Genomic DNA, 25,056 nt, shown 5'->3' on the forward strand with positions numbered 1-25,056 from the left:
GCTTGGCCGGCGCTGCCAGACACAGGGGGAGCGCCGCATGAGCCGCGATCCGCACACGCCCCCGCACGCCTCCGACGGACAGGACAAGTTCGCCAAAGCCTTTCATACCGCGCCCGACGCTATGGTCATCACCGACCGGGACAGCGGAAAATTCCTCGAACTCAATGCCAGTTTCGTCGACCGCTTCGGCTGGAGCCGTGAAGAAGCCCTCGGCCGTACCTCCGTGCAACTCGGTCTGTGGCGCAGCCTCGACGAGCGCCAGCGGATGCTCGACAAGATCACCGCCGAACGGCAGATCGACGGCTTCGACGTTACCCTCATCACCCGTGCCGGCGAAGTCCGCAGCGCCCGCGTCTATGGCTGCCAGATCGAACAGGACGGCCGCCCCTGCCTGGTGCTGACCGTCCGCGACATGACCCGTGTGCGGGCCCAGGAGAGCGCCCTGCGCGACAGCCAGGAGCGCCTGGACCTGGCGCTGGATTCCGCGCAACTGGGCATCTGGGACTGGCATATCCCCAGCGGCCTGCTCTACGGCTCGGCCCGTGCCGCCGTTCTGCACGAATTGCCTGACCGGGACTTCCACGGGCCCTTCGGCGAATTCTTCGCCTGTGTCGACAAGACCGACCGCCAGCGTATGCGCCAGGCCTATGCCCGGCTCGCCCGCGGGCCGGAGAACGACTACCAGTTCACCTACCGTGCCCAGCTCGACTCCGGTGAAGTGCGCTACCTGGAAAGCCGTGCGCGGCTGTACCGCGACTCCCACGGCAAACCACTACGCATGGCCGGCACCCTGCTCGACATCACTGAGCGCGTGCTGCGTGAACGCAGCCTGCAGGCCTCGGAGGAGAAGTTTGCCAGCCTGTTCCAGGGCAGCCCGGACCCGATCTGTGTATCGCGGGTGCGCGACGGCGAGTTTGTCGAGGTCAACCCGAGCTTCTGCAGCACCTTCGGCTGGCTCGCCGAGGACATCATCGGCCGCTCGTCCCACCAGGTGACCTTCTGGGCCGACCATCACCAGCGTTCACGGCTGTTCGAGCAACTGATGCGCGATCATTCGCTGCAGAACGTCGAAGTGCAGTTCCTCACCCGCGAAGGCCAGACCATCACCTGCATGGTCGCCAGCCGGTTGATCTGGGTCGATCGCCAACTGTGCATCCTCTCCAGCTTCCGCGACGTCACCCGGCGCTTGCAGGCCGAGGCGGCACTGAAGGCCAGCCAGGAGAAGTTCGCCAAGGCGTTCCACTCCAGCCCCGACGCCATCACCATCACCGAGCGCGAGACCGGCCGCTACATCGAGGTCAACGAAGGCTTCCACCGTCTTACCGGCTACCGTACCGACGAGGTGATCGGCCAGACGGCCTTGGGCATCAACATCTGGGCCGACCCGGACGAGCGCCTGAACATGATCGCTGCGCTGAACCGCGACGGCTTCGTCCACCATCTGGAAATGCGTGGCCGCCACCGCGACGGCACGATCAAGACGGTGGACGTGTCGGTGGAGCCGATCGAGCTGGGCGGCGTGAACTGCCTGCTGCTCACCGCCCGCGACACCAGCGAACTGAGGGAGGCCGAGGCGCGCATCCAGCACCTCGCGTACCACGACGCCCTGACCGACCTGCCCAACCGCGCGCTGCTGATGGACCGCCTCAAGCAGCAGATCGCCCTGCTGCAGCGTCACAGCCTGCGCGGCGCCCTGCTGTTCCTCGACCTCGACCACTTCAAGCACATCAACGACTCGCTCGGCCACTCCGTCGGCGACTCCATCCTGCAGATGGTCACCGCGCGCCTGGAGGCCAGCGTGCGACAGGAAGACACCGTGGCGCGCCTGGGTGGCGACGAGTTCGTGGTGCTGCTCACCGGTATCGAAGGAAGCCGCCTGGAAACCGCCCAGCAAGTGCGCCAGCTGGCGGAAAAACTCCGCGACCTGCTGGCCGAGCCGATGCTGCTGGACGGCCATCGCCTGCAGATCACCCCGAGCATCGGCATCGCATTGATACCCGACGACGGCGCGACCCCGGACGACCTGCTCAAGCGCGCCGATATCGCCATGTACCGTGCCAAGGACGCCGGACGGAACACCGTGCAGCTGTTCCACGAATCCATGCAGCAGGCCGCCAGCGAGCGCCTGCGCCTGGAGAACGGCCTGCGCATGGCCCTTGCCCGTCGCGAATTCAACCTGCACTACCAACCGCAGGTGGACGCCCGCGACTCGCGTATCGTCGGCGCCGAGGCGCTGCTGCGCTGGCGCCACCCGACTCGCGGTCCGCAATCCCCGGCCAGTTTCATCCGCGTGCTGGAGGACAGCGGGCTGATCGTCGAAGTCGGGCAGTGGGTGCTCGAGGAAGCCTGCCGCACCGGCGCGCGCCTGCTCGCCGAGGGCCGAATCGACCTTGAGAACTTCAGCCTGAGCGTGAACATCAGCCCCCGGCAGTTCCGCCAGAGTGACTTCGTCGAGCGACTGCTGGCGCTGCTGCACAAGACGAGGCTACCGCCCAGCCTGCTGAAGCTGGAGATCACCGAGGGCATCGTGATCCAGCAGCTGGACGACACCATCGCGCGCATGGAGCGCCTGCGCGAAGCCGGAGTGCAGTTCGCCATGGACGACTTTGGCACTGGCTATTCATCGCTCACCTATCTCAAACGCCTGCCGGTGGACAGCCTGAAGATCGACCAGAGCTTCGTACGCGATGCCCCCAACGACAGCAACGACGCGGAGATCGTCCGCGCCATCGTCGCCATGGGCCACAGCCTCGGGCTGGAACTGGTGGCCGAAGGGGTGGAAACCCCGGAACAGCTGGCGCTGCTGGCGGAGCAGGGTTGTCATCTGTACCAGGGCTACCTGTTCAGCCGCCCGGTGCCGCTGGAAGACTTCATCGCGCTGCTGCCCGGTCGCGAGCAACAGGCGACCTGAGGCTCGCTATTCGGCGGGCCGCGATTCCGACATCACCACCATCACCTGCGCCTCGTCAGCGTCGCCGTCGTTGAGGTAGAGGTGGCCGACGCTGCTGTCGAAGTAGGCCGTTTCGCGCAGGCCGATGCACACTGACTCGCCCGTCTCGAACTGGATGCGCACGCGGCCGGACAGCACCATGGCGAACTCCTGTCCGGGATGGCGAACGTAGTCGTCGAACTCGCCAACCTCGCGGGCAAAGATACGCGCGTACAGCGGCGTCATATTGCGTTGAGGGAAATCGCCGGCAATCGGGTAGTACTCGTAACCGCCAGTGTCGTAGCCGGCGGCATCATCCACACGGGTCTTCACGAACGTCTTCAGCCCCATCAGCCCGCCGACGGACGGCAAGGGTCGGAACAACTGGGCGATATCCACCTGCAGCGCGCGGGCAGCGGCAGCCAACTTGTCGTAGCTCACCGCGACCTGCGCCAGCTCCATCTTCGACAGGGTGGAAACCGCCACACCAGACAGGTCGGAGAGCTGTTTCAGGGTCAGCTTCTGCTGCTTGCGAACCGCCCGCAGGCGCGCACCGACTTCGTCTCGATCCAGTTGCTGGGGCTTGGGCAGTACTTGGGCGGTTTCGCTCATGGGACATCTCGTGAGGGGGCCGACGAAAGTTTACCGGGCCTTGCCTTGGGTGCAAAAATTCTCATATCTTAGATTTCTCACATACGAGAAAATCTGCAGAAGGCCCTTGCAGTGAGCCATTTCGATTTCGTCATCATCGGTGCCGGCATTGCCGGCACCTCCCTCGCCTACCGCCTGAGCGAGACCCACAAGGTGCTGGTGCTGGAGCGCGAAGAGCAGCCCGGCTACCACTCCACCGGACGCTCCGCCGCCATGTTCATGGAGGCCTACGGCACGCCGCAGATCCAGGCGCTGACCCGTGCCAGCCGCGCCTTCTACGAGAATCCGCCGACGGGCTTCAGCGAACACCCGATCCTGAGCCCGCGCGGCTGCCTGTACGTCGGCGGCCCGGAGCATGTCGAACTGCTCAGACAGGCAGAGTCCACGCCCGGCGTGGAACGCATCAGCACCGAACAGGCGCTGGCGTTCCTCCCCTGCCTTCGCTCCGACGCCATCATCGGCGCCCTCTACGAGCCGGACGCCCGCGACCTTGACGTGCACGCCCTGCACCAAGGCTACCTGCGTGCGCTGCGCCAGCGCGGCGGCGAGCTACGTTGCAACCGCGAGCTGCTGTCCGCTGACTATGCAGATGGCGCATGGACGCTCGAACTCAGTCAGGGCGAAACCGTCCATGCCGCGCAACTGGTCAACGCCGCCGGCGCCTGGGCCGATCACGTTGCCGAGCGCTGCGGTATCCGTCCGGTCGGCCTGCAACCTTGTCGCCGCACCGCCTTCACCTTCCCGGCGCCCGATGGTGTGGACATCAGCCGCTGGCCGGCGGTGATCGGCATCGACGAGAGCTTCTACTTCAAGCCGGACGCCGGCCAGTTGCTCGGCTCACCCGCCAACGCCGATCCGGTGCAAGCCCAGGACGTGCAGCCCGAGGAGCTCGACATCGCCCTGGGCGTGTACCACATCGAAGAGCACACCACCCTGGCGATTCGCCGACCGAACCACAGCTGGGCCGGCCTGCGCTCCTTCGTCGCCGACGGCGACCTGGTGATCGGCCAGGACGCGCAGAACCCGGCGTTCTTCTGGCTGGCCGCTCAGGGCGGCTACGGCATCCAGTCCGCCGATGGCGTCTCGCGCCTGGCCCAATCGCTGCTGCTCGGCCAGCCACTGCCCGAACCCCTGCGCCAGGAAGGCGTCGATCCCCAGCGCCTGAGCCCGGCGCGCCTGCGTTGAATTTCCCCGGAGACCTTAGAATGAGCGATATCCAGCGTTACCCCAGCACCCTGCCCTTCCCCTTCTCCCGCGCCGTGAAGGCCGGCGGTTTCCTGTTCCTGTCCGGGCAGATCCCGATGACCGCGGACGGCCAGGTGGTAAAGGGCGACATCCAGACCCAGACCGAAGCGGTGATGACCCGCATCGCCGAGAGTCTGGAAGCCTGCGGCTCGAACTACTCCCAAGTGGTGAAGGCCACCGTGTGGCTGTCCGACATGGCCCATTTCGCTGGCTTCAACGAGGTGTACAAGCGCTATTTCGACCAGGGCCTGCCGGTGCGTTCCTGCGTGGCGTCGGCACTGGCGCTGGGCGTGGACGTCGAGGTGGAAGTCCAGGCCTACGTCGGCGAAGCCTGACCCCTTTCGGCCCTGCCGCGAGCGGGGCCGCTCTCATAACAACAACAGAGTCTCGATCATGAAAACCAGTCTCAAGCTCGGCGGGGCCTACATCGGCCTGGTAGTGGGCGTCGGCTTCGCCTCGGGCCAGGAGATCCTCCAGTTCTTCGGCGGCTTCGGCATCATGGGCCTGGCCGGTGCCCTGGTGGCGCTGGCGCTGTTCGCCTTCCTGCTGATGAACCTCTACCAGATCGGCAGCCGCCTGCAGACCCAGTCGCACAAGGAAGCCATGGAGTTCATCTGTGGCAAGCCGCTGGGCCGCGTGGTCGACCTGATGCTGACCTTCTTCCTGTTCGGCACCATGGTGGTCATGTTCGCCGGTGCGAATTCGTCCTTCGAACAGCAACTGGGCATCGGTCACTCCATCGGCGGCATCGTCCTCGGCGTGCTGACCATCATCACCGTGTGCCTGGGCCTGAAGCGGGTGATCACCCTGATGAGCCTGATCACCCCGGTGCTGATGATCATCGTGGCGATCATCGCCATCTACGCCCTGACGCATATTCACAAGCCGCTGGCGGAGCTGGAGCAGATCGCCCTGGCCGTGCCGCATCCGGCGCCCAACTGGCTGCTCGGCGCGCTGCTCTATGTTTCCTACAACGTCGCCGCCACTGCGGCTGCCGTGGTAGTGATGGGCGGCAGCGTGGCCAACCTGCGTACGGCTGCGCTGGGCGGTGTATTCGGCGGCATCGGCGTCGGCGTGCTGATCCTTGCGATGGCCCTGGTGATGCTGGTGCAGATCGACGTGATCGGCGGCAGCGCCATCCCCACCCTGCTGCTGAGCAACAACATCGCCCCCTGGTTCGGCGACGTGATGCTCGCCCTGCTGCTGGTGAAGCTGTACTGCACCACCAGCGGATTCGCCTATACATTGGCCGCGCGCTGCGCCGCCTACGGCGTACCCTTCCGCGTGGCAACCGTGGTCGCCGTAGTACTCGCCTTCGTCGCCAGCCAGGTCGGTTTCGTCAAGCTGGTGGGGCTGGTCTACCCAGCCATGGGCTACCTGGGTTTCGTGCTGATGGCAGCCATCGTCGTCGCCTGGTGGCGCAATCGCTCGGCACCGCTGGGCCAGAACGCCTGATCAGGCCATCTGAATAAGAAAACGCCCGCCTCTTTCGAGGCGGGCGTTCTTGTTTGCGGCTACCCCCCGGCTAGTGCCGGGACGCTGCTCAGCCTTCGATGGCCGGGCGCTGGCCGTTGATGGCGATCCGCTTGGGCTTGGCCTCTTCCGGAACGATACGTACCAGCTCGACACTCAGCAGGCCGTTCTTCAGCGACGCGCCCTGGACCTCGATGTGGTCGGCGAGGCGGAACGACAGCTTGAAGGCGCGCTGGGCGATGCCCTGGTGCAGGTAGGTGACACTCTCGGAAGCCTTCTCGCGCTTGCCGCCGTTGACGGTCAGCACGCCGCGCTCCACTTGCAGCTCCAGGTCCTCTTCCTGCAGGCCGGCGGCGGCGATGACGATGCGGTACTGGTCGTCACCATGCTTCTCGACGTTGTAGGGCGGGTAGGAACTGCCGCTTTCACTGCGCAGGGCGGATTCGAACAGATCGTTGAAGCGATCGAAGCCGACGGACTGGCGGAACAGCGGGGCGAGGGAAAGGACGTTGCTCATTGCGAATCTCCTGAAAATTTCAGCAAGGTATGATTTGGAGCCTGTCTTCAGAGCTCCGGCGCGGGACCCGTCTTCGGCCTCCCGCAGGGACATAGATAGGGATGGCAATACCCGTTTCAAGCCCCGTCTCGCAAAAAGGATTCGCCCATGCAACCCGTCATGCTCATCACCGGCGCCAGCCGCGGCATCGGCGCCGCCACCGCGCTGCTCGCCGCCGAGCGCGGCTATGCCCTGGCCCTCGCCTACCGCCGCGAACGTGAGGCCGCGGCAGCGCTGGTAGCGCAGATCTCGGCGGCCGGTGGCACTGCGCGCGCCTTTGCCGCTGATGTGTCGTGCGAAAACGACGTGCTGCGCCTGTTCGGCGAAGTCGACAAAGCCTTCGGCCGTCTCGACGTGCTGGTGAACAACGCCGGCATCCTCGAACGCCAGATGCTCCTGGAGGACATGGACGTAGCACGCCTGCAGCGGGTGTTCGCAGTGAACGTCACCGGCACCTTCCTCTGCTGTCGCGAAGCAGTGAAACGCATGGCGCACAAACATGGCGGCGACGGCGGAAGCATCGTCAACGTCTCGTCCATGGCGTCACGACTGGGCTCACCCAATGAGTACATCGACTATGCCGCCGCCAAGGGCGCGGTGGACAGCCTGACCATCGGCCTGGCCAAGGAAGTGGCGGGCGAAGGCATTCGAGTGAATGCCGTGCGACCGGGGCTGATCAAGACCGAGATTCACGCCAGCGGCGGCGAGCCGGGGCGCGTGGAGCGCCTGCAAGCGGCGATCCCGCTGGGGCGCGGCGGCGAGGCGGAAGAAGTGGCGCGGGCCATCCTGTTCCTGGCCTCGGACGAGTCCAGCTACTCAACCGGCAGCTTTGTCGACGTCAGCGGCGGGCGCTGATTCGGCGGCGTGACGGAACACGATTTTGTAGGAGCGAGCTTGCTCGCGAACCTCACCGATCCCTGCCTCCGCCAGAGCCCCTCTCCCTAACCCCCCTGAAGGGAGAGGGTTAGGGAGAGGGCGTTTCAGCGGTTTCCAGCCAATGGGAGTCAGGCGGCGACTTCGATCTCGACCTGCAGCATCCGGTCGAGCACTTCGCAGTCATGCTCGCGGCGCACCTGGGCGAACAGTTCCACGGCTTCGGGATAACTGCGGGTGAGCATCCCCAGCCACTGCTTCAAGCGCCCCGGCGCATAGCGCGGCGCCAGCTTGCGCCGGGCCTGGCGCCAGAAATCGTCGAGCAACACGCGCACTTCCGACCAGGGCATCGGCACCACCTCGCGCCCATCGCGCCAGGCGGCGATCTGCCGGGCAAGGTCCGGGCGGGAAACCAGTCCGCGGCCGAGCATGATGTCCGCCACGCCGCTGATGGAGCGGCAACGGTGGTAATCCTCAAGGGTCCAGACTTCGCCGTTGGCGAACACCGGCACCTTGACCGCATCGGCGACTTTCGCCACCCACTCCCAATGCGCCGGCGGCTTGTAGCCATCGGCCTTGGTCCGTGCATGCACCACCACATGGGCGGAACCGGCGTCGGCCAGGGCGCGGGCACAGTCGATGGCGCCGTCCGGGCTGTCGTAGCCCAGGCGCATCTTCGAGGTCACGGGAATGTGCGCGGGCACCGCGCGGCGTACAGCCTCGATGATGCTGAACATCAACTCGGGCTCTTTCAGCAGCACGGCACCGCCACGGGAGCGATTCACCGTCTTGGCCGGGCAACCGAAGTTCAGGTCGATCACCGGAGCCCCCAGCTCGCAGGCCTGCACGGCGTTTTCCGCCAGCAGTTGCGGGTCCGATCCGAGCAATTGCACACGCATCGGCACGCCGGCACGAGTACGGCTGCCGTGGGCCAGCTCCGGGGCGAGCGCCAGGAACGACGACGGCGGCAGCAATCGGTCGTTGATGCGGATGAATTCGGTGACGCACCAGTCGATGCCGCCGACGCGGGTCAGCACATCGCGGAGGATGTCATCTACCAGCCCCTCCATCGGGGCCAGGGCGATCTGCACGGAGGAATCTCGGGCAATGAAGAAGGCCGCGGATTGTAGGGAATGCGCCGCGCCGGGAAAAGCGCGGCGCGACGGATCACGCGCCAGCAGCCACGATCTCCGGGGAGAGCAACGCGCGGCCGTAGCCTTCGATGAACTCCACCGGCATGCGCTTGGGCCTGCCGCTGGACAGCTCGATGCAGACGAAGGTGGTCTGTGCGCGCAGCAGGGTCAGCGCATCCGCCGGACGCACCAGCTGGAAGTGACGAGTCATCTTCAGGCGCTGATCGGACTGGACGATCCAGGTCGCCAGTTGCAGCTGCTCACCTTCGTAGGCGGCAGCGAGGTAGTCCACCTCGTGGCGCACCACGGCCATGGCGCGATCCAGCCGGCGGTACTCGGCCAGGTCCAGTCCCAGGCTCTGGGAGTGGCGCCAGGCGCAGCGCTCCAGCCAACTGACGTAGACGGCATTGTTGGCATGGCCGAGGCCGTCGATGTCCTCGGACTTGACCTCGATGTCGATGACGAACGGATCGGGCAACTGCCAACTCATGAAGCATGCTCCAGGCTTGCGGCCAGCGCACAGGCTTCGCCGGCCAATTGAGTGATCTGGTCCCAGGCGCGAGCGCGAACCAGGCTGGGCGGCGCGATCCAGGTGCCGCCGACGCAGGCGACATTGGGCAGGCGCAGCACGTTGATCAGATTTTCCTGGGTGATGCCGCCAGTCGGGCAGAAGCGGATGCCGGCGAATGGCGCCTTGAGGCTCTTGAGCATCTTGATCGCGGCGTTGCCGTCGGCCGGGAAGAGCTTCAGCGAGCGGTAACCGTACTCCAGCGCCACCAGCACCTCGGAAGGCGTCATCACGCCCGGTAGGAACGGCAGCTTCGCATCGTCGGCCGCGGCCACCAGCCGCGGCGTGCAGCCAGGGCTGACAGCGAACTGCGCACCGGCATCACGGGCCTCCTGGAACTGCTCGGTGTGGATCAAGGTACCAGCGCCGACGATCATCTCGGGCAGCTCACGGCGAATCTCGGCCACCGCATCGAGCGCCTGCGGTGTGCGCAGGGTCACTTCCAGCACCCGCACACCGCCGTCGTACAAGGCGCGAGCCAGGTCACCCGACAGCGCCACATCATCGATCACCAATACCGGCATGACCGGGCGCGCCTTCTGCAGCACCCAATCCAGCGACAGATTCATGCTTTCCCCCAATCGACCACCCGCGTGCGCAAGACCTCGCGCCCAGGCCGGGGTGGCCGGAAATGCCCGAAAGTCTACGCCAGCGCGCCGGGCCTGACGACCCGCAACGGGCCATCATGGAACGAAAACGGCGGCCTCTGGCCGCCGTTATCAGGGTGGTGAATGACTCAGGAGACCAGCGCCAGCGGTAGCGGCTCCTCGACCGCCTCCAACAACTCCAGAATCGCATCGATGACCGCAGGGTCTGCCAGCACGCGGTGATGCCCGCCTTCGGCCAGACGCAGCAACCGGCTCTGCGGCCAAGCCTCATGAATGGCCGTCGCCTCGCTGACCCGCACGTACCGGTCATCCTCGGCGTGCACCACCAGGCCGGGGAAGTCCAGCTGGTAGCGCGACACATCCAGCTGCTTGGCGGCGATTCCCGCGCGGCTCTCGATCATGCGGATGAAGCGCGAGCGCGCGACCGGCGGCAAACCGACCACCTTGGAGAAACCTCGCAGCACGCCGAGCACATTGCTCGGGGCGCCGATGCTCACCAAGGTCTCGGTTCGCAGCCCCATCTGGGTAGCCAGCAAGGCGCTGGCGCCGCCCATGGAATGGCCGATCACGGCGCGTAGCGGCGGCAGCTCGCCGGCCGCCTCGAGTAGGGCTCGCGCGAACAGCACGATGTCCGCTTCCTGCCCCGGCGAGCGGCCGTGCCCTGGCCCATCGAGGGCGATCACGCCATAACCGGCGCCGACCAGATGCTCGATCAGCGTGGCGAACTGGGTCGGCCGCCCCTCCCAGCCATGCATCAGCAGTACAGCCGGCCCTTCGCCCCAGCGCAGCGCCGACAGACCGAAGCGCAAGGTGACCCGCTCGGAGCTGGCCAACAGCGGCAATTCCCAATCGCGCGGTGCGTGCTCGTTGGGCGTCACGAACAGTTGCTGCATGCGCCCCGCCGCCCATTCCGGGGCGACGCGACCCAGGGTGGCATTGATGCCTCGAACCCAGTTCAGACTGCTCATTCGACGTACCTCCTCAGATCACCGCTTTCTTCGCGGCACGCAGGACACGGTCGGACAGGTCGCCATCGCCGAGGGCTCGGGCCAGCGCCAATCCACCAATCATCAGGGCCATGTCGCTGAGCACGGTGTCGATTTCCTCGGGGCGGCCGGCCAGCGCCGCGACCATCAACTCCACGTGCTCTTCCAGGGTCTGGCGAAAGGCCTCCGGCAGGTTCGCCACTTCGTTCAGCGAACTGGGGATCGGACAGCCCTCTTCTTCGCTATCGCGATGCTTGCGCGACAGGTAGAACTGCGCGGTCAACGCGCGACGCTCGGCAAAGCTCAGCTTCGGATCGAAACGCTTGAGCCCCTCGCGGCGCTTGGCGAGCAATTGGCGGAACGCCTCCAGCATCAGCGCGTCCTTGCTCTCGAAGTGCGAATAGAAGCCGCCCACCGTCAGACCCGCCGCCGACATCACCTCGCCCACGCTGGGGCCGACCGGCCCGTGCTGCAGCAATGCACTGGTGGCGGCGGAGAGTATGCGTTCACGGGTCTGGGCTTTCTTGTCGCTCATGGTTGGCCTCTCGCTCGAAAAATATTATGGATAGAATATTATTCTCATAATAAAAATCAGCAAGCAGAAAGCGCGACCACTGGTCGGAGGACAACTTTCTGGAGGGATGAAAAACAAAAGGGCCACTGAAAGTCTCAGTGGCCCTATAGGCATCGCAGAGCGATAAAAATGGCGTCCCCTAGGGGACTCGAACCCCTGTTACCGCCGTGAAAGGGCGGTGTCCTAGGCCACTAGACGAAGGGGACATATCCTTCGAAGAAACCCACCAGGCGGTGGATTCTGGCTTCATCCCGTTTGGGAATTTGGTGGAGCTAGACGGGATCGAACCGTCGACCTCTTGCATGCCATGCAAGCGCTCTCCCAGCTGAGCTATAGCCCCAGATGACTCTGGCTGACGACGCGAATGCATCGTCGCTGGAATAATGGCGTCCCCTAGGGGACTCGAACCCCTGTTACCGCCGTGAAAGGGCGGTGTCCTAGGCCACTAGACGAAGGGGACGCAAAACCTTCGATTTCAGCCTTGCCCGGACCAGGCAAGACCTACTGGTAATTTGGTGGAGCTAGACGGGATCGAACCGTCGACCTCTTGCATGCCATGCAAGCGCTCTCCCAGCTGAGCTATAGCCCCAAAGTACCGCTGGATCTACCGTTCCGCTTCGCCCTGTCAGTTCAGTTCGTCGCTGGAACGGGGCGCATCTTAGGGGGGAGGCGAACCCCTGTCAACAGAATTTTTCATCAGAAGTGAAAAAATTTTGAAGCAAGAACAATCACTTAACCGTCTCCGCCGACTCGCCCGACCATCGCCAGCCAGGATCAGACCGCCAGCGCACCGAACAGACCTATACAGATCCAGACTACACCAGGCCAGGGAAAGCCCAGCAGGGCCAGCATAGCGCCCACCCAGAGACAATGCCCCAGAGCCCTCAGGATCTTTCCGACTGACGATTTGGCCGGCGGCCGTTGTGGCGGCTGCACTTTCACCCGTGGATTCCCCGCGCGGACGCGCAGCTCACTCCAGATGCTGTTGCTGTTGTGTCCACCCTTGGCGTAGTCCCTGCCCCACCAGGCGGGGTCCGACAAGAGATCAGCCGGACCAATGCAGCCGTGAATACTCCAGCCCATCTCGGCGAAAACCTCATGGAGGTCCAGCCGATCAATGGAGGGGTCGAGGAACAGGCTGTACATCAATCCGGCGTCGAACAGCGCTCGACGGTCAGGGCTGGAGAGCAATGGCTGCCGCACATAATGGCGTAGACGAAGATTCAGTGGACGCTCGCCACCACGCAGCTCGGCCATGAATCGCCGCACCTGCAGCTCGGCCACCGGCCGATCGAGGGCTTCCAGCAATCGCGGAGACAAATGCGCGGCCGGCCCGGCCATGGCGGCAGCGAAAACCACCATCGCCGACTCCGCCAATTCAGCCCCCGCATCGCCAGGTAACGCCAGGCAATATTGCAGGACCAGGCGCTCGAAACACTCCCGGCAGTCCAACTGCTCGGCCAAGACGTAGTGCTGTGCAAGATTGTCGGGAGTCAGCCCGGGCAACAGCCCCTCCGCTCGCTCCCACTCCTCACCGCGCACCAGCAGCGGCCGGTCGATGCTCCCTCGGTCAGGCTGCAATAACTCCGGCTGTGCCTGCCCCTCCCCGGCAATCAATTGCAATGCACATTCGTACGCATCGCGCAGCCGCTGGAAAGCCACGGGGTCTTCGTCTGGACGGCAATGGCGCAGCAGTTTCGCGTACTGCCGGCGGATAACCGAAGCGTCAGCATCGGGCTCCAGTTGGAGAATCTGCCAGCAGTCCATTGCGGCCTCGATCAGGTATGAGCGAAATGGAGCACCGACCCGGGCGGGTCGGTGCGGGAAGACTCAGCTACCGATAGCGTCGCGAATCTTTTCCCATTCCTTGGCTTCTTTCTTCGACGCACCGCCCAGCAGTTCCAGGGCCTGGCGCAGGCGATAGCGCGACAGGTCGGCACCGAGGATTTCCATGGCGTCGAGCACCGACACCGAGCTGGCCTGGCCGGTGATGGCCGGGAACATCAGCGGCATCACGTCACGCAGCTTGAGGCCAAGGTGCTCGGCGACGGCCTGGATGGTCGCGGTAATGCGATCCTTTTCCCACTGGCGCAGCGCTTCGAGCTTCCACAGCACCAGTTGCAGCACCTGGCGAACCTGGGTGGCATCGAGCTTCTTGTGCTCGAACAGCTTGGCGTCCAGTTGCACGCCGCCACTGAAGAAGAAGCCAGCCAGCGGAGCGATCTGGCTGAAGTTCTCCACGCGGCCTTGTACGTGCGGCGCGATCTTCATCAGGTACTCGGGGTTGAGCGCCCACTTCTGCACTTCCTTGGCGAAGTCCTCGACGGACAGCTCGCGAATCCACTGGCCGTTCAGCCAGGAGAGCTTCTCGATGTCGAAGATCGGGCCGCCCAGCGAAACGCGGGACAGGTCGAAGTGCTCGATCATCTCCGCCAGGCTGAACTTCTCGCGCTCATCGGGCATGGACCAGCCCATGCGGCCGAGGTAGTTCAGCAGCGCCTGGGGCAGCAGGCCCATGCGCTCATAGAAGGTGATCGAGGTGGGATTCTTGCGCTTGGACAGCTTGCTCTTGTCCGGGTTGCGCAGCAGCGGCATGTAGCAGAGCACCGGCTGTTCCCAGCCGAAGTACTCGTAAAGCTTGATCAGCTTGGGCGCCGAGGGCAGCCACTCTTCGCCGCGCAGGACGTGAGTGATACCCATCAGGTGGTCGTCGACCACGTTGGCCAGGAAGTAGGTGGGCAGGCCGTCGGCCTTCATCAGCACCTGCATGTCCATACGGTCCCATGGGATTTCCACGTCGCCACGGAGCATGTCCGGCACCACGCAGACGCCCTCGGTCGGCACCTTCATGCGCACGACATGGGATTCGCCAGCAGCGATACGCTTGGCCGACTCCTCTTTCGCGATATGCATGCAAAGGCCGTCGTAGCGCGGGGTTTCCTTGCGCGCCTGTTGCTCGGCACGCAAGGCGTCGAGACGCTCGGAGGAGCAGAAGCAGGGGAAGGCATGGCCCTTGTCCACCAACTCGTCGCTGTACTGCTTATAGATGGCACCACGCTCGCTCTGCCGGTACGGGCCGTGCGGGCCGCCGACGTCCGGGCCCTCGTCCCACTCGATACCCAGCCAGCGCAGCGCGTCGAAGATCTGCTGTTCCGATTCGCGGGTCGAGCGCACCTGATCGGTGTCCTCGATGCGCAGAATGAACTGACCGCCGTGCTGGCGGGCGAAGCAGAGGTTGAACAGCGCGATATACGCGGTGCCGACGTGCGGGTCGCCGGTGGGAGACGGCGCGATACGGGTGCGGACTGTGGTCATGAAGGCTCTCGTGTGCAGCAATTCTTCGTGTGAAGCGGACAGCGCGCGACGGCGCGCGCGCTCATGGGTGCGATGGTATCAGGCGGGCCGCCTTCGGCTCCAGCCAACGACCGGGATCGATGGGCAGGTTGTTGATCAGGAAGTCGAGGAAGGCCTTCACTTTCATCGCCTGGAAACGCCTCGATGGGTACACGGCGTACAGCTCGCCCACCGGCAACTGGACCTGCGGTAACACGCGCACCAGGCGACCGCTGGCTAACTGCTCGTCGACGATCAGCTCTGGCAGCGAGGCGATCCCCGCTCCCGCCAGGACTGCTTCGCGGGCAAACGTGATGTTGTTGCAGGACAGCACGCGGTGGCACGGCACGGTCTCTCCGCGTAGCGGCCAGTAGCGCTGCGAGTCGGCCTGCAGCAATACGGCGCGGTGGCCAGCCAGCTCCTCGACGGTTTCTGGCCAACCGTGCAGCTTCAGGTAGTCCGGGCTGGCGCACAGGCAACGGTTGGTGGTCAGCATGCGCCGGGCGATCAGGGTCGAGTCCTCCGGCTGGCCGACCATGATGACGATATCCACGCCCTCCTCCAGCGGATCGACGTTGCGCGAGGTCAGCTCGACCTCGGCGGTGATCTGTGGATAAAGGTTCATGAAATCGCCCAGCACCTTGGCCAGGTACATCTGGCCGAACTCGATGGGCGCAGTGATCCGCAACAATCCCGAAGGCGCCTGCTGCAACTGCATCACCGCCTGCTCCGCCTCGGCGAAGTCATGCATGATCTGCCGGCAGCGGTCGTAGTAGGCCTGACCCACTTCGGTCAGGCGCAGCTTGCGGGTGGTGCGGTTGATCAGGCGCACGCCCAGGCGCTCTTCGAGGAGCGCGATACGCCGGCTCACCGTGGACTTCTGCATCCCCAGGCTCTGCGCCGCCTGGGTGAAACTGTGCAGTTCCACCACGCGAGTGAAGATCAGCGCATCATCCAGCCCCATGATTGTTCCCTATAAGCAACAAAGTTTCCGAAGTGTAGCGGCTACGTGCCGCCACGGAACACTGTTACATTGGCAAACATTTTTTTGGCCAACCAAACGCTCGTTTACCTATGCCCGCACAATTAAAACGCCGCCTGTCCGTGTTCTTCGTCATCCTTGCCGTCGTCGCCCTCGCCTTCCTGGCGCGCTGGTACTTCATCGGCCGCTTCGTCGAGACCACCGACAATGCCTACGTGCAGGGTGAGATCACCCGCATCGCCAGCCAACTCGGCGCCCGCGTCGAAGAGGTGCTGGTACAGGACAACCAGCACGTCGAGAAAGGCCAGTTGCTGGTGAAGCTCGAGGCCGCCGACTTCCAGCTCGCGCTGGACCGCGCCAAGGCCACCCTGGCCACCCGCGAGGCGGAACTGGAGCAGGCGCGCAGCAAGCTCAAGGGCCAGACCAGCATGATCGCGGCCAGCGCGGCCGACGTGAATGCCAGCCAGGCCACCCTCGGTCGCACCGAGGTCGACCTCGGCCGTGCCCAGGCGCTGCGCAAGCCCGGCTACGTCTCGGAAGAACGCGTGACCACCCTGGCCGCCGACTCCAACGTCGCCCGCTCCCAGGTGGCCAAGGCCCAGGCCGACCTGCAGGCCCAGCGCGTGCAGCGTGAAACCCTGGGCACCGACGTGCAGCGCCTGCAGGCACAGATCGAAAGCGCCCGCGCTGACATCACCCAGGCCGAGATCAACCTCGCCCGCACCGAAATCCACGCGCCGGTCAGCGGCCTGGTAGGCCAGCGCGGCGCCCGCGTCGGCCAGTATGTGCAGGTCGGCAGCCAGCTGCTTTCGCTGGTGCCGGATGACGGCATCTGGATCCAGGCCAACTTCAAGGAAACCCAGATCGGCAAGATGCGCCCGGGTCAAACCGCCAAGCTGGTGTTCGACTCCTTCCCCGACCAGCCCATCGACGGCCAGGTACAGAGCCTGTTCGCCGCCTCCGGCGCGCAATTCAGCCTGCTCCCGCCGGACAACGCCACCGGTAACTTCACCAAGGTCGTGCAGCGCATTCCGGTCAAGATCACCTTCGCCGACGACAACCCGCTCAAGGGCCTGATCCGCCCGGGCATGTCCGTTGAGGCCGAGGTCGAGCTGCGTGTCCGCTGATGCCCTGGTGCGGCCGGCCGGAGAACCGACCCGCCGCGACTGGATCGCCGTGTTCAGCGCCATGCTCGGCGCGTTCATGGCGGTGCTCGACATCCAGATCACCAACTCTTCGCTGAAAGACATCCAGGGCGCGCTGGCCGCGACCCTGGAAGAAGGCTCGTGGATCTCCACGTCCTATCTGGTGGCCGAAATCATCATGATCCCGCTTACCGCCTGGCTGGTGCAGCTGCTCTCGGCGCGCCGGCTGGCCTGGATGATCTCGGTCGGCTTCCTGTTCTCTTCCCTGCTCTGCTCGTTCGCCTGGAACCTGGAGAGCATGATCGTGTTCCGCGCCATGCAGGGCTTCACCGGCGGCGCACTGATCCCGCTGGCCTTCACCCTGGCGCTGATCAAGCTGCCGGAACACCATCGCCCCAAGGGCATGGCGCTGTTCGCCATCACCGCGACCTTCGCCCCTTCCATCGGCCCTACCCTGGGCGGCTGGCTGACGGAAAACTTCGGCTGGGAATACATCTTCTACATCAACATCCCGCCGGGCCTGCTGATGATCGCCGGCCTGCTCTACGGCCTGGAGAAGAAGCCGGCGCACTGGGAACTGCTGAAAAGCACCGACTACGCCGGCATCATCACCATGGCCATCGGCCTGGGTTGCCTGCAAGTGTTCCTGGAAGAAGGCCATCGCAAGGACTGGCTGGAATCGAGCCTGATCGTCAGCCTGGGCAGCATCGCCCTGGTCAGCCTGATCCTCTTCGTGATCCTGCAGACCTCGCGGCCGAACCCGCTGATCAACCTGGGGATTCTGCGCAACCGCAATTTCGGCCTGTCGAGCATATCCAGCATCGGCCTGGGCATGGGGCTGTACGGGTCGATCTATGTGCTACCGCTGTATCTCGCGCAGATCCAGGGTTACAACGCCATGCAGATCGGCGAGGTGATCATGTGGATGGGTGTGCCGCAGCTGTTCCTTATCCCATTGATCCCCAAGCTGATGAAGATCATCGAGCCGCGCCTGCTCTGCGCCGTCGGATTCGGCCTGTTCGGCATGGCGAGCTTCTTCTCCGGTGTGCTGAACCCGGACTTCGCCGGCCCGCAGTTCAACCAGATCCAGTTGCTGCGCGCCCTCGGCCAGCCGATGGTGATGGTCACCATCTCGCTGATCGCCACTGTCTACCTACAGCCACAGGATGCGGGGTCCGCTTCCAGCCTGTTCAACATCCTGCGCAACCTGGGCGGCGCCATTGGTATCGCGCTGCTGGCGACCCTGCTGGATAGCCGCGCCAAGGTCTATTACGACTATCTGCGCGAAGCGGTGGTGCCGGTGAACGGCGCGGTGGACGAACGGCTGGCGCAGCTGACCTCGCAGCTGGGCACGCAGCAGGCAGCCCTGGGCAAGATCAGCGAGATCGTCCACCAGCAGGCGGCGATCATGGCCTACAACGACGCCTTCCACGCCATCGGTATCGTGCTGGCGGTGAGCATGGTGGCAGTGCTGCTAACCCGCCCGCTGCCGGCAGGCATGGGCGCTGGAGCGGGGGCCGGAGCGCACTGACCGCTCCACGCCGAACTAACCCTTGTAGGAGCGAGCTTGCTCGCGAACCCCGCATCACACCGCTACATCAGGGTGCTGTGATATTCGCGAGCAAGCTCGCTCCTACGAAAAGCCAGCCAAAGCCGGCTCGTCCTGCGTTCAGCCCATCGATACCATGCGGTCGCGCAACTTGCCGATTTCGTCGCGCACGCCGGCCGCGGCCTCGAACTCCAGATCGCGGGCCAGTTGGTACATGCGCTCTTCCAATTGCTTGATGCGCTTGCCGACTTCCTCCGGCGTGCGCAGCTCGTTCTCGTAGCGACCGCTCTCCTCCGCCACTTTCGCCAGGCTCCGGCGCTTACCCTTGGCACCCGGCACCACGGCGCCTTCGAGGATGTCCTTGATGTCCTTCTTCACACCCTTGGGCACGATGCCGTGCTTGGCGTTGAACTCCAGCTGCTTGGTGCGACGGCGCTCGGTCTCGTTGATTGCCCGCTGCATCGAGCCGGTGATGTTGTCGGCATAGAGGATCGCCTTGCCGTGCAGGTTCCGGGCGGCGCGGCCGATCGTCTGGATCAGCGAGCGCTCGGAACGCAGGAAGCCCTCCTTGTCTGCATCGAGGATCGCCACCAGTGCCACCTCGGGCATGTCCAGGCCCTCGCGCAGCAGGTTGATGCCCACCAGCACGTCGAACTTGCCCAGGCGCAAGTCACGGATGATTTCCACCCGTTCCACGGTGTCGATGTCCGAGTGCAGGTAGCGCACGCGCACGTCGTGATCGCCCAGGTAGTCAGTGAGGTCCTCGGCCATTCGCTTGGTAAGAGTGGTCACCAGCACGCGCTGATCCAGCGCCACGCGCTTACCGATTTCCGATAGCAGATCATCTACCTGGGTGGTCGCCGGGCGAATTTCCACCTCCGGGTCGACCAGGCCGGTGGGGCGCACCACCTGCTCGACGACCCGACCGGCGTGCTGATCCTCGTAAGGGCCGGGCGTCGCGGAGACGAAGATGGTCTGCGGGCTGATTGCCTCCCACTCTTCGAAGCGCAGCGGACGGTTATCCAGCGCCGAGGGCAGGCGGAAGCCGTATTCGACCAGGGTCTCCTTGCGCGAGCGGTCGCCCTTGTACATGGCCCCGACCTGGGGAACGCTGACGTGGGATTCGTCGATCACCAGCAGGGCGTTGTCCGGCAGGTAGTCGTAGAGCGTCGGCGGCGGCTCGCCGGGACCGCGCCCGGAGAGGTAGCGCGAGTAGTTCTCGATGCCGTTGCAGTAGCCCAGCTCGAGAATCATCTCCAGGTCGAAACGGGTCCGCTGCTCCAGGCGCTGGGCTTCCACCAGCTTGTTGTTGCTGCGCAGGTAGTCCAGGCGCTGCTTGAGTTCGGCCTTGATGTGCTCCACCGCCTCCAGAAGCGTCTCCCGCGGGGTGACGTAGTGGCTCTTGGGGTAGAAGGTGAAGCGCGGCAGCTTGGTGAGCACCTCGCCGGTCAGCGGGTCGAAGGCGGCTATGTTCTCCACTTCGTCATCGAACAGCTCGACGCGGATGGCCTCCAGGTCCGATTCCGCCGGGAAGATATCGATCACATCGCCACGCACTCGGAAGGTCGCACGGGCGAAATCCATGTCGTTACGGGTGTACTGCAGGCTGGTCAGGCGGCGCAGCAGCTCGCGCTGGTCCATCTTGTCGCCGCGATCCAGGTGCAGGACCATCTTCAGGTACGACGCCGGATCGCCCAGGCCGTAGATCGACGACACGGTGCAGACGATGATGGCGTCCTTGCGCTCCAGCAGCGCCTTGGTCGCCGACAACCGCATCTGCTCGATGTGGTCGTTGATCGAGGAATCCTTCTCGATGTAGGTGTCCGAGGACGGCACGTAGGCCTCGGGCTGGTAGTAGTCGTAGTAGGAGACGAAGTACTCGACAGCGTTGTTCGGGAAGAAGGTCTTGAACTCGCCGTAGAGCTGCGCAGCCAGCGTCTTGTTCGGCGCCAGCACCATGGTCGGGCGCTGCACCTGGGAAATGACGTTGGCGATGCTGAAGGTCTTGCCGGAGCCGGTCACCCCCAACAACGTCTGGTGCGACAGGCCCGCTTCCAGACCTTCCACCATCTGTCGGATGGCTTCGGGCTGATCGCCGGCGGGCTCGAATCGCGAATCCAGCTGAAAAATCGACATGGGAACCTCGCTTTGGCGTGTGACGCTTCGGTCGCCAAAGCGTCATACCAGTCGAAAAGCACGCGCGACAACTCGCCGCCTGCTGTAGAGGCCTATATAATACCGGCCCGTCGACGCAACCCCCAGCGCCGTGTGCGGGTGGGTTGCAATTGCACTTCACTCCCGCCTTAGAGCTGCTGCCAAAATGAGTCTGTTCTCCGCTGTCGAAATGGCCCCCCGTGACCCGATCCTGGGCCTGAACGAAGCTTTCAACGCCGATACCCGCCCGGGCAAGATCAACCTGGGCGTAGGCGTTTATTACAACGAGGAAGGCCGTCTCCCGTTGCTGCGTGCCGTACAGGCCGCGGAGAAAGCCCGCATCGAGGCCCACGCACCGCGCGGCTACCTGCCGATCGAAGGCATCGCCGCCTACGATTCGGGCGTGCAGAAGCTGCTGTTCGGCGCTGATTCCGAGCTGCTGGCCGAAGGCCGCGTGGTCACCACCCAGGCCGTCGGCGGTACCGGTGCGCTGAAGACCGGTGCCGACTTCCTCAAGCGCCTGCTGCCCAACGCCACCGTCGCCATCAGCGACCCGAGCTGGGAAAACCACCGCGCGCTGTTCGAAGCCGCCGGTTTCCCGGTGCAGAACTACCGTTACTACGACGCCGCTACCAACGGTGTGAACCGTACCGGCCTGCTGGAAGACCTCAACGCCCTCCCCTCGCAATCCATCGTTGTGCTCCACGCCTGCTGCCACAACCCGACCGGCGTCGACCTGACCATGGACGACTGGAAGCAGGTCCTGGACGTGCTCAAGGCCAAGGGCCACGTGCCGTTCCTCGACATCGCCTACCAGGGCTTCGGTGACGGCATCGACGAAGACGCTTCCGCCGTGCGCCTGTTCGCCAAGTCGGGCCTGAATTTCTTCGTGTCCAGCTCGTTCTCCAAGTCGTTCTCGCTGTACGGCGAGCGCGTGGGCGCCCTGTCGGTCGTGACCGACAGCCGCGAGGAGTCCGCCCGCGTCCTGTCCCAGGTCAAGCGCGTGATCCGTACCAACTACTCCAACCCGCCGACCCACGGCGCCAGCGTTGTCGCCGCCGTGCTGAACAGCCCGGAACTGCGTGCGGTCTGGGAAGAAGAGCTGGGCGAAATGCGCACCCGGATCCGCGCCATGCGCGTAGCGATGGTCGAGCAACTGACCGCCCTGGGCGCCAAGCGCGACTTCAGCTTCGTTGCACAGCAGCGCGGCATGTTCTCCTACTCCGGCCTGACCGCCGAGCAGGTTGAGCGCCTGAAGAACGAGTTCGGCATCTACGCCGTCGGCACTGGCCGAATCTGCGTCGCCGCGCTGAACAACGGCAACCTGGACACCGTCACCCGCGCCATCGTCCAGGTGCTGTAAAAAAATCAGGGGAAGTCATCGGCACGATGTTGACTTCCCCTTTTTAATCAGTAAGATACGCACCGTTGTTCCGCGATAGCTCAGTCGGTAGAGCAAATGACTGTTAATCATTGGGTCCCTGGTTCGAGTCCAGGTCGCGGAGCCAAAATTCAGAGCCCTCGGCACATGCCGGGGGCTTTTTTATTGGGCGCTGGACTCTCTCCAGGGACTGCGTCCCAGGTGATTCCCCCTTCGGGGCCGCGCTGAAGCGCGTTCGGCTGACGCCGTCGAGTCCAGGTCGCGGAGCCAAAATTCAGAGCCCTCGGCACACGCCGGGGGCTTTTTATTGGGCCGGAGAAATGCTCTTCAATGAAAAAGCCGATCACAGACCGGCTTTTTCATTTCGACAGGCAAAGGCTCAGAGCGAAATCCTATCCCGGTTCTTGTCCAGGGTGCCCTTGCCGATCCCCTTCACTTCCAGCAACTGATCAACCGTGGTAAATGGCCCATTGCTGGTCCGGTAGTCAACAATGGCCTGGGCCTTGACCTTGCCGATGCCCTTCAGGGACTTCTGCAATTCTTCGACGGATGCCGTGTTGATATTCACCGCCTCGACCTGAGAGACAGGCGCCTTGGCAGCCGGCGCTGGTGCCTCGACCGCCGGCTTGGCGGCAGGCTGAGTGCTGGTGGCTGCCTGGGCGACACCGCCAAAAGAGAGGCTGGCGAACAGGATCAGGCTAGCGATGGAGAGCAGGTTCTTCTTCATGAGGCATTCCCTGGAAATAAGAGGCTTCTAGGCGGGCGCAACGGCGCCGCCCAAGAAACATATCGCCAGGAACACGCGTAAAAACCTTGGTTTAGAGAGTCGGCAGCAGTTTCCGGCGCCGCCGACAGATCGCCAGGAAAGTACTGACGATGTTCGCAGACACGGCGATCACCGCATCTGCTAGGTAGAACCCAGGATCAGGGCTCCATCCGCCGCTGCTGGTGGATCAGGTCGACGATCTCGCCTTCGGGGCAATAGCCGCTGACGGTTTCCCGCAGCAGCTGCCGCACCCGTGCGTAGTTGCCCTGATCCACGGCCTTGAGCAGATCCGCCAGCACCAGCTTGAAGCCTTCCCAGTGCATCAGTTCTTCATTGGCTTTCATGATCATCGGATGCTCGGTGGCGCTGACGTTGTCGCCGATCAGCAGCTCCTCGTAGAGCTTCTCGCCAGGCCGCAGGCCGCTGAACTCGATGGAAATATCGCCATGGGGTGTATGCTCCGAGCGCACGCTCAGCCCCGACAGGTGGATCATCCGCTCGGCCAGCTCGAGGATTTTCACCGGCTGCCCCATATCCAGCACGAAGACGTCGCCGCCGCGCCCCATGGAGCCAGCCTGGATCACCAACTGCGCCGCCTCGGGAATGGTCATGAAGTAGCGGGTGATGCCCGGATGGGTCACGGTGACTGGCCCGCCGCGCTTGATCTGCTCGCGGAACAGAGGAATGACCGAACCGGACGAGCCCAGCACATTGCCGAACCGGACCATGGTGAAACGGGTCTTGTTGACCTGGTGCACGCCGGACTTGTCGCCGAACAGCACCGGGGCGGACTCCTGACTCAGGGCCTGCAGGATCATCTCCGCCAGGCGCTTGGTACTGCCCATGACATTGGTCGGACGCACTGCCTTGTCGGTGGAGATCAACACGAAGTGCTCGACCCCTGCCCGCACCGCCACCTGGGCGGTATGCAAGGTGCCCATCACATTGTTCAGCACCCCTTCGGAGATGTTGTGCTCGACGATGGGCACGTGCTTGTAGGCCGCAGCGTGATAGACCGTGGCGACCTTCCAGGTGCGCATGACGTCCAGCAGACGCTCGGCACTGCGTACGGAGCCAAGGATCGGCACCAGCTGCACCGCGAGGGACTCGCGCTTGATGCGGTTCTCCAGCTCCTGGTGCACGCGATAGAGGTTGTATTCGCTGTGCTCGAACAGCACCAGCACGGTGGGCGATGAGCCAAGGATCTGGCGGCAGAGCTCCGACCCGATGGAGCCACCAGCGCCGGTGACCATGACGACTTCGCCACGGATGCAGTGCTCGAACAGTTCCTTGCGCGGCTCGACCGGGTCACGCCCGAGCAGGTCGGCAATGTCCACTTCCTGGATGTCGTCCACTCGTACGCGGCCGTTAGCCAACTCGATAAACCCCGGAACGCTTCGTACGTGAACCGGATACGGCTCGAGCAGACCGAGGATTTCACGGCGACGGGCGCGGGTCGCAGAAGGGATTGCCAGCAGCACTTCCTGCACGCCGGTCTCGTCGATCATCTGCTGGATATGCTTGGGCTTGAAGACGCGAAGGCCAGCAATGACGCGGTTGGCGATTTCGTCATCGTCATCGATGAAGGCCACCGGACGCATGGCACGACCCAGGCGCAACGCGGCCACCAGCTGGTTGCCGGCAGAGCCGGCGCCATAGACCGCCACCTTGGGCAAGCCATCCTGCTGCTTGAGGAAGGGCACAGCCTGGACCGTGCTGTACCAGTCGCCCATGAAGTACTGACGCATGGCCAGGCGCAAGCCGCCGATCATCAGCAGGCTCAACCACCAGTAGTTCAGCACCAGAGAGCGCGGAACCATCTCGGTCACCGAGCGATTCCAGTAGACCACCAGCGACAGCAACAACGCGGAGATGGTCACCGCTTTCCAGATCGCGATCAGCGCGTCATTGCCCAGGTAGCGCATTACCGCCCTGTACATGCCGAAACGGATGAACAGCGGGATAGCAACCACTGGCGCGGCCACGAACAACCAACCATGGACCCGGAGCGGGTACTCCAGATCGTCGGTTCCCAGCCGCACGATGAACGCCAGCCACAGCGCGAACCACACCAGCAGGATATCGGTGGTGACCTGCAGTAGCCGTTTATGTCGTCTCGGAAGCCTCAGCAGGCGTTCTCGGAGCATCAG

General features: G+C 64.3%; 21 protein-coding genes and 5 tRNA genes. 9 read left to right on the plus strand and 17 right to left on the minus strand.

From position 1 onward, the window contains the following. Positions 1-37 precede the first annotated feature (37 nt). Positions 38-2,911 carry a bifunctional diguanylate cyclase/phosphodiesterase gene (locus ACKI1H_RS25305; RefSeq protein ID WP_138525857.1) on the plus strand — a complete coding sequence of 958 codons (2,874 nt, stop codon included), beginning with the start codon at positions 38-40 and terminating at the stop codon, positions 2,909-2,911. 6 nt (positions 2,912-2,917) lie between these two features. Here the strand turns inward: ACKI1H_RS25305 and ACKI1H_RS25310 are convergent, their stop codons facing one another. Continuing rightward, the gene (locus ACKI1H_RS25310; RefSeq protein WP_138525856.1) at positions 2,918-3,541 is read right to left on the minus strand and encodes a helix-turn-helix domain-containing protein; all 624 of its coding nucleotides are present in this window, start codon (positions 3,539-3,541) and stop codon (positions 2,918-2,920) included. Between the two features lie 111 nt (positions 3,542-3,652). Here ACKI1H_RS25310 and ACKI1H_RS25315 point away from each other — a divergent pair, with 111 nt between their 5' ends. From ACKI1H_RS25315 to ACKI1H_RS25325, 3 genes are read left to right on the plus strand one after another with little or no spacing between them, the layout of a single operon-like run. Next, positions 3,653-4,765 (plus strand): NAD(P)/FAD-dependent oxidoreductase, encoded by a 1,113-nt coding sequence (locus tag ACKI1H_RS25315; protein WP_440466705.1) that lies wholly within the window; start codon positions 3,653-3,655, stop codon positions 4,763-4,765. A gap of 20 nt (positions 4,766-4,785) precedes the next feature. Beyond that, on the plus strand, positions 4,786-5,160 hold the full coding sequence (locus ACKI1H_RS25320; protein WP_138525854.1) for a RidA family protein: 375 nt from the start codon (positions 4,786-4,788) through the stop codon (positions 5,158-5,160). A gap of 58 nt (positions 5,161-5,218) precedes the next feature. Further along, entirely contained in the window at positions 5,219-6,280 is a 1,062-nt protein-coding gene (locus ACKI1H_RS25325; RefSeq protein ID WP_440466706.1) for a YkvI family membrane protein, read from the plus strand. Between the two features lie 88 nt (positions 6,281-6,368). Here the strand turns inward: ACKI1H_RS25325 and ACKI1H_RS25330 are convergent, their stop codons facing one another. Then, complete coding sequence (locus ACKI1H_RS25330; protein WP_024766905.1) at positions 6,369-6,815, minus strand: Hsp20 family protein; 447 nt, start codon at positions 6,813-6,815, stop codon at positions 6,369-6,371. A 147-nt stretch (positions 6,816-6,962) separates the two neighbouring features. Here ACKI1H_RS25330 and ACKI1H_RS25335 point away from each other — a divergent pair, with 147 nt between their 5' ends. Continuing rightward, positions 6,963-7,709 carry an SDR family oxidoreductase gene (locus ACKI1H_RS25335; protein WP_138525852.1) on the plus strand — a complete coding sequence of 249 codons (747 nt, stop codon included), beginning with the start codon at positions 6,963-6,965 and terminating at the stop codon, positions 7,707-7,709. A gap of 149 nt (positions 7,710-7,858) precedes the next feature. Here ACKI1H_RS25335 and ACKI1H_RS25340 read toward each other — a convergent pair whose 3' ends face one another. From ACKI1H_RS25340 to ACKI1H_RS25395, 12 genes are all read right to left on the minus strand, one after another. Next, positions 7,859-8,818: a tRNA dihydrouridine synthase gene (locus ACKI1H_RS25340; RefSeq protein WP_440466707.1), complete on the minus strand. Its 960-nt coding sequence runs from the start codon at positions 8,816-8,818 to the stop codon at positions 7,859-7,861. Between the two features lie 76 nt (positions 8,819-8,894). Next, a complete protein-coding gene (locus ACKI1H_RS25345; RefSeq protein WP_440466708.1) occupies positions 8,895-9,350 on the minus strand; it encodes an acyl-CoA thioesterase in 456 nt (151 codons plus the stop codon). After that, positions 9,347-9,997 carry a bifunctional 4-hydroxy-2-oxoglutarate aldolase/2-dehydro-3-deoxy-phosphogluconate aldolase gene (locus ACKI1H_RS25350; protein WP_440466709.1) on the minus strand — a complete coding sequence of 217 codons (651 nt, stop codon included), beginning with the start codon at positions 9,995-9,997 and terminating at the stop codon, positions 9,347-9,349. The genes ACKI1H_RS25345 and ACKI1H_RS25350 overlap by 4 nt, the downstream gene beginning before the upstream one ends. Positions 9,998-10,164: 167 nt before the next feature. After that, a complete protein-coding gene (locus ACKI1H_RS25355) occupies positions 10,165-11,004 on the minus strand; it encodes an alpha/beta fold hydrolase (protein WP_440466710.1) in 840 nt (279 codons plus the stop codon). Between the two features lie 13 nt (positions 11,005-11,017). Beyond that, positions 11,018-11,557, minus strand: coding sequence for a TetR/AcrR family transcriptional regulator (locus ACKI1H_RS25360; RefSeq protein WP_138525847.1), 540 nt, complete (start codon positions 11,555-11,557; stop codon positions 11,018-11,020). A 169-nt stretch (positions 11,558-11,726) separates the two neighbouring features. Then, positions 11,727-11,802: transfer RNA gene (locus ACKI1H_RS25365), tRNA-Glu, on the minus strand. A 58-nt stretch (positions 11,803-11,860) separates the two neighbouring features. Continuing rightward, positions 11,861-11,936: transfer RNA gene (locus tag ACKI1H_RS25370), tRNA-Ala, on the minus strand. 44 nt (positions 11,937-11,980) lie between these two features. Then, positions 11,981-12,056, minus strand: a tRNA-Glu gene (locus ACKI1H_RS25375). A 53-nt stretch (positions 12,057-12,109) separates the two neighbouring features. Continuing rightward, positions 12,110-12,185 (minus strand) — tRNA-Ala (locus tag ACKI1H_RS25380). Positions 12,186-12,370: 185 nt separating this feature from the next. Then, entirely contained in the window at positions 12,371-13,363 is a 993-nt protein-coding gene (locus tag ACKI1H_RS25385) for a J domain-containing protein (RefSeq protein ID WP_440466711.1), read from the minus strand. Between the two features lie 63 nt (positions 13,364-13,426). Then, entirely contained in the window at positions 13,427-14,911 is a 1,485-nt protein-coding gene (gene gltX, locus ACKI1H_RS25390) for a glutamate--tRNA ligase (protein WP_440466712.1), read from the minus strand. 61 nt (positions 14,912-14,972) lie between these two features. Next, positions 14,973-15,893 (minus strand): LysR family transcriptional regulator, encoded by a 921-nt coding sequence (locus ACKI1H_RS25395; RefSeq protein WP_440466713.1) that lies wholly within the window; start codon positions 15,891-15,893, stop codon positions 14,973-14,975. 110 nt (positions 15,894-16,003) lie between these two features. Here ACKI1H_RS25395 and ACKI1H_RS25400 point away from each other — a divergent pair, with 110 nt between their 5' ends. Together ACKI1H_RS25400 and ACKI1H_RS25405 are read left to right on the plus strand one after the other, a co-directional pair. Next, positions 16,004-17,038 (plus strand): HlyD family secretion protein, encoded by a 1,035-nt coding sequence (locus ACKI1H_RS25400; protein ID WP_138520595.1) that lies wholly within the window; start codon positions 16,004-16,006, stop codon positions 17,036-17,038. 49 nt (positions 17,039-17,087) lie between these two features. After that, positions 17,088-18,587 (plus strand): MDR family MFS transporter, encoded by a 1,500-nt coding sequence (locus ACKI1H_RS25405; RefSeq protein WP_138520613.1) that lies wholly within the window; start codon positions 17,088-17,090, stop codon positions 18,585-18,587. Between the two features lie 138 nt (positions 18,588-18,725). Here the strand turns inward: ACKI1H_RS25405 and uvrB are convergent, their stop codons facing one another. Continuing rightward, positions 18,726-20,741, minus strand: coding sequence for an excinuclease ABC subunit UvrB (gene uvrB, locus ACKI1H_RS25410; RefSeq protein ID WP_440466714.1), 2,016 nt, complete (start codon positions 20,739-20,741; stop codon positions 18,726-18,728). A 184-nt stretch (positions 20,742-20,925) separates the two neighbouring features. Between uvrB and ACKI1H_RS25415 the strand changes: the two genes are divergently transcribed. Together ACKI1H_RS25415 and ACKI1H_RS25420 are read left to right on the plus strand one after the other, a co-directional pair. Further along, positions 20,926-22,122, plus strand: coding sequence for an amino acid aminotransferase (locus ACKI1H_RS25415; protein WP_440466715.1), 1,197 nt, complete (start codon positions 20,926-20,928; stop codon positions 22,120-22,122). A 69-nt stretch (positions 22,123-22,191) separates the two neighbouring features. Then, positions 22,192-22,267: transfer RNA gene (locus ACKI1H_RS25420), tRNA-Asn, on the plus strand. 252 nt (positions 22,268-22,519) lie between these two features. Here the strand turns inward: ACKI1H_RS25420 and ACKI1H_RS25425 are convergent. Continuing rightward, positions 22,520-22,867: a ComEA family DNA-binding protein gene (locus ACKI1H_RS25425; RefSeq protein WP_138520592.1), complete on the minus strand. Its 348-nt coding sequence runs from the start codon at positions 22,865-22,867 to the stop codon at positions 22,520-22,522. Between the two features lie 197 nt (positions 22,868-23,064). Next, on the minus strand, positions 23,065-25,053 hold the full coding sequence (locus ACKI1H_RS25430; protein WP_138520591.1) for a polysaccharide biosynthesis protein: 1,989 nt from the start codon (positions 25,051-25,053) through the stop codon (positions 23,065-23,067). Positions 25,054-25,056 lie beyond the last annotated feature (3 nt).

Origin of the sequence: Pseudomonas sp. YH-1 (assembly GCF_051990045.1) — a bacterium.
GTDB lineage: Bacteria > Pseudomonadota > Gammaproteobacteria > Pseudomonadales > Pseudomonadaceae > Pseudomonas > Pseudomonas nicosulfuronedens.

Excerpts from the sequence above, each read along its gene's own strand:
- ACKI1H_RS25345 (WP_440466708.1), bottom strand. The coding sequence starts at position 9,350 with ATGAGTTGGCAGTTGCCCGATCCGTTCGTCATCGACATCGAGGTCAAG.
- ACKI1H_RS25320 (WP_138525854.1), top strand. The coding sequence starts at position 4,786 with ATGAGCGATATCCAGCGTTACCCCAGCACCCTGCCCTTCCCCTTCTCC.
- gltX (WP_440466712.1), bottom strand. The coding sequence starts at position 14,911 with ATGACCACAGTCCGCACCCGTATCGCGCCGTCTCCCACCGGCGACCCG.
- ACKI1H_RS25430 (WP_138520591.1), bottom strand. The coding sequence starts at position 25,053 with ATGCTCCGAGAACGCCTGCTGAGGCTTCCGAGACGACATAAACGGCTA.
- ACKI1H_RS25310 (WP_138525856.1), bottom strand. The coding sequence starts at position 3,541 with ATGAGCGAAACCGCCCAAGTACTGCCCAAGCCCCAGCAACTGGATCGA.
- ACKI1H_RS25355 (WP_440466710.1), bottom strand. The coding sequence starts at position 11,004 with ATGAGCAGTCTGAACTGGGTTCGAGGCATCAATGCCACCCTGGGTCGC.
- ACKI1H_RS25425 (WP_138520592.1), bottom strand. The coding sequence starts at position 22,867 with ATGAAGAAGAACCTGCTCTCCATCGCTAGCCTGATCCTGTTCGCCAGC.
- ACKI1H_RS25385 (WP_440466711.1), bottom strand. The coding sequence starts at position 13,363 with ATGGACTGCTGGCAGATTCTCCAACTGGAGCCCGATGCTGACGCTTCG.
- uvrB (WP_440466714.1), bottom strand. The coding sequence starts at position 20,741 with ATGTCGATTTTTCAGCTGGATTCGCGATTCGAGCCCGCCGGCGATCAG.
- ACKI1H_RS25325 (WP_440466706.1), top strand. The coding sequence starts at position 5,219 with ATGAAAACCAGTCTCAAGCTCGGCGGGGCCTACATCGGCCTGGTAGTG.
- ACKI1H_RS25415 (WP_440466715.1), top strand. The coding sequence starts at position 20,926 with ATGAGTCTGTTCTCCGCTGTCGAAATGGCCCCCCGTGACCCGATCCTG.
- ACKI1H_RS25350 (WP_440466709.1), bottom strand. The coding sequence starts at position 9,997 with ATGAATCTGTCGCTGGATTGGGTGCTGCAGAAGGCGCGCCCGGTCATG.
- ACKI1H_RS25305 (WP_138525857.1), top strand. The coding sequence starts at position 38 with ATGAGCCGCGATCCGCACACGCCCCCGCACGCCTCCGACGGACAGGAC.
- ACKI1H_RS25400 (WP_138520595.1), top strand. The coding sequence starts at position 16,004 with ATGCCCGCACAATTAAAACGCCGCCTGTCCGTGTTCTTCGTCATCCTT.
- ACKI1H_RS25330 (WP_024766905.1), bottom strand. The coding sequence starts at position 6,815 with ATGAGCAACGTCCTTTCCCTCGCCCCGCTGTTCCGCCAGTCCGTCGGC.
- ACKI1H_RS25335 (WP_138525852.1), top strand. The coding sequence starts at position 6,963 with ATGCAACCCGTCATGCTCATCACCGGCGCCAGCCGCGGCATCGGCGCC.
- ACKI1H_RS25360 (WP_138525847.1), bottom strand. The coding sequence starts at position 11,557 with ATGAGCGACAAGAAAGCCCAGACCCGTGAACGCATACTCTCCGCCGCC.
- ACKI1H_RS25395 (WP_440466713.1), bottom strand. The coding sequence starts at position 15,893 with ATGGGGCTGGATGATGCGCTGATCTTCACTCGCGTGGTGGAACTGCAC.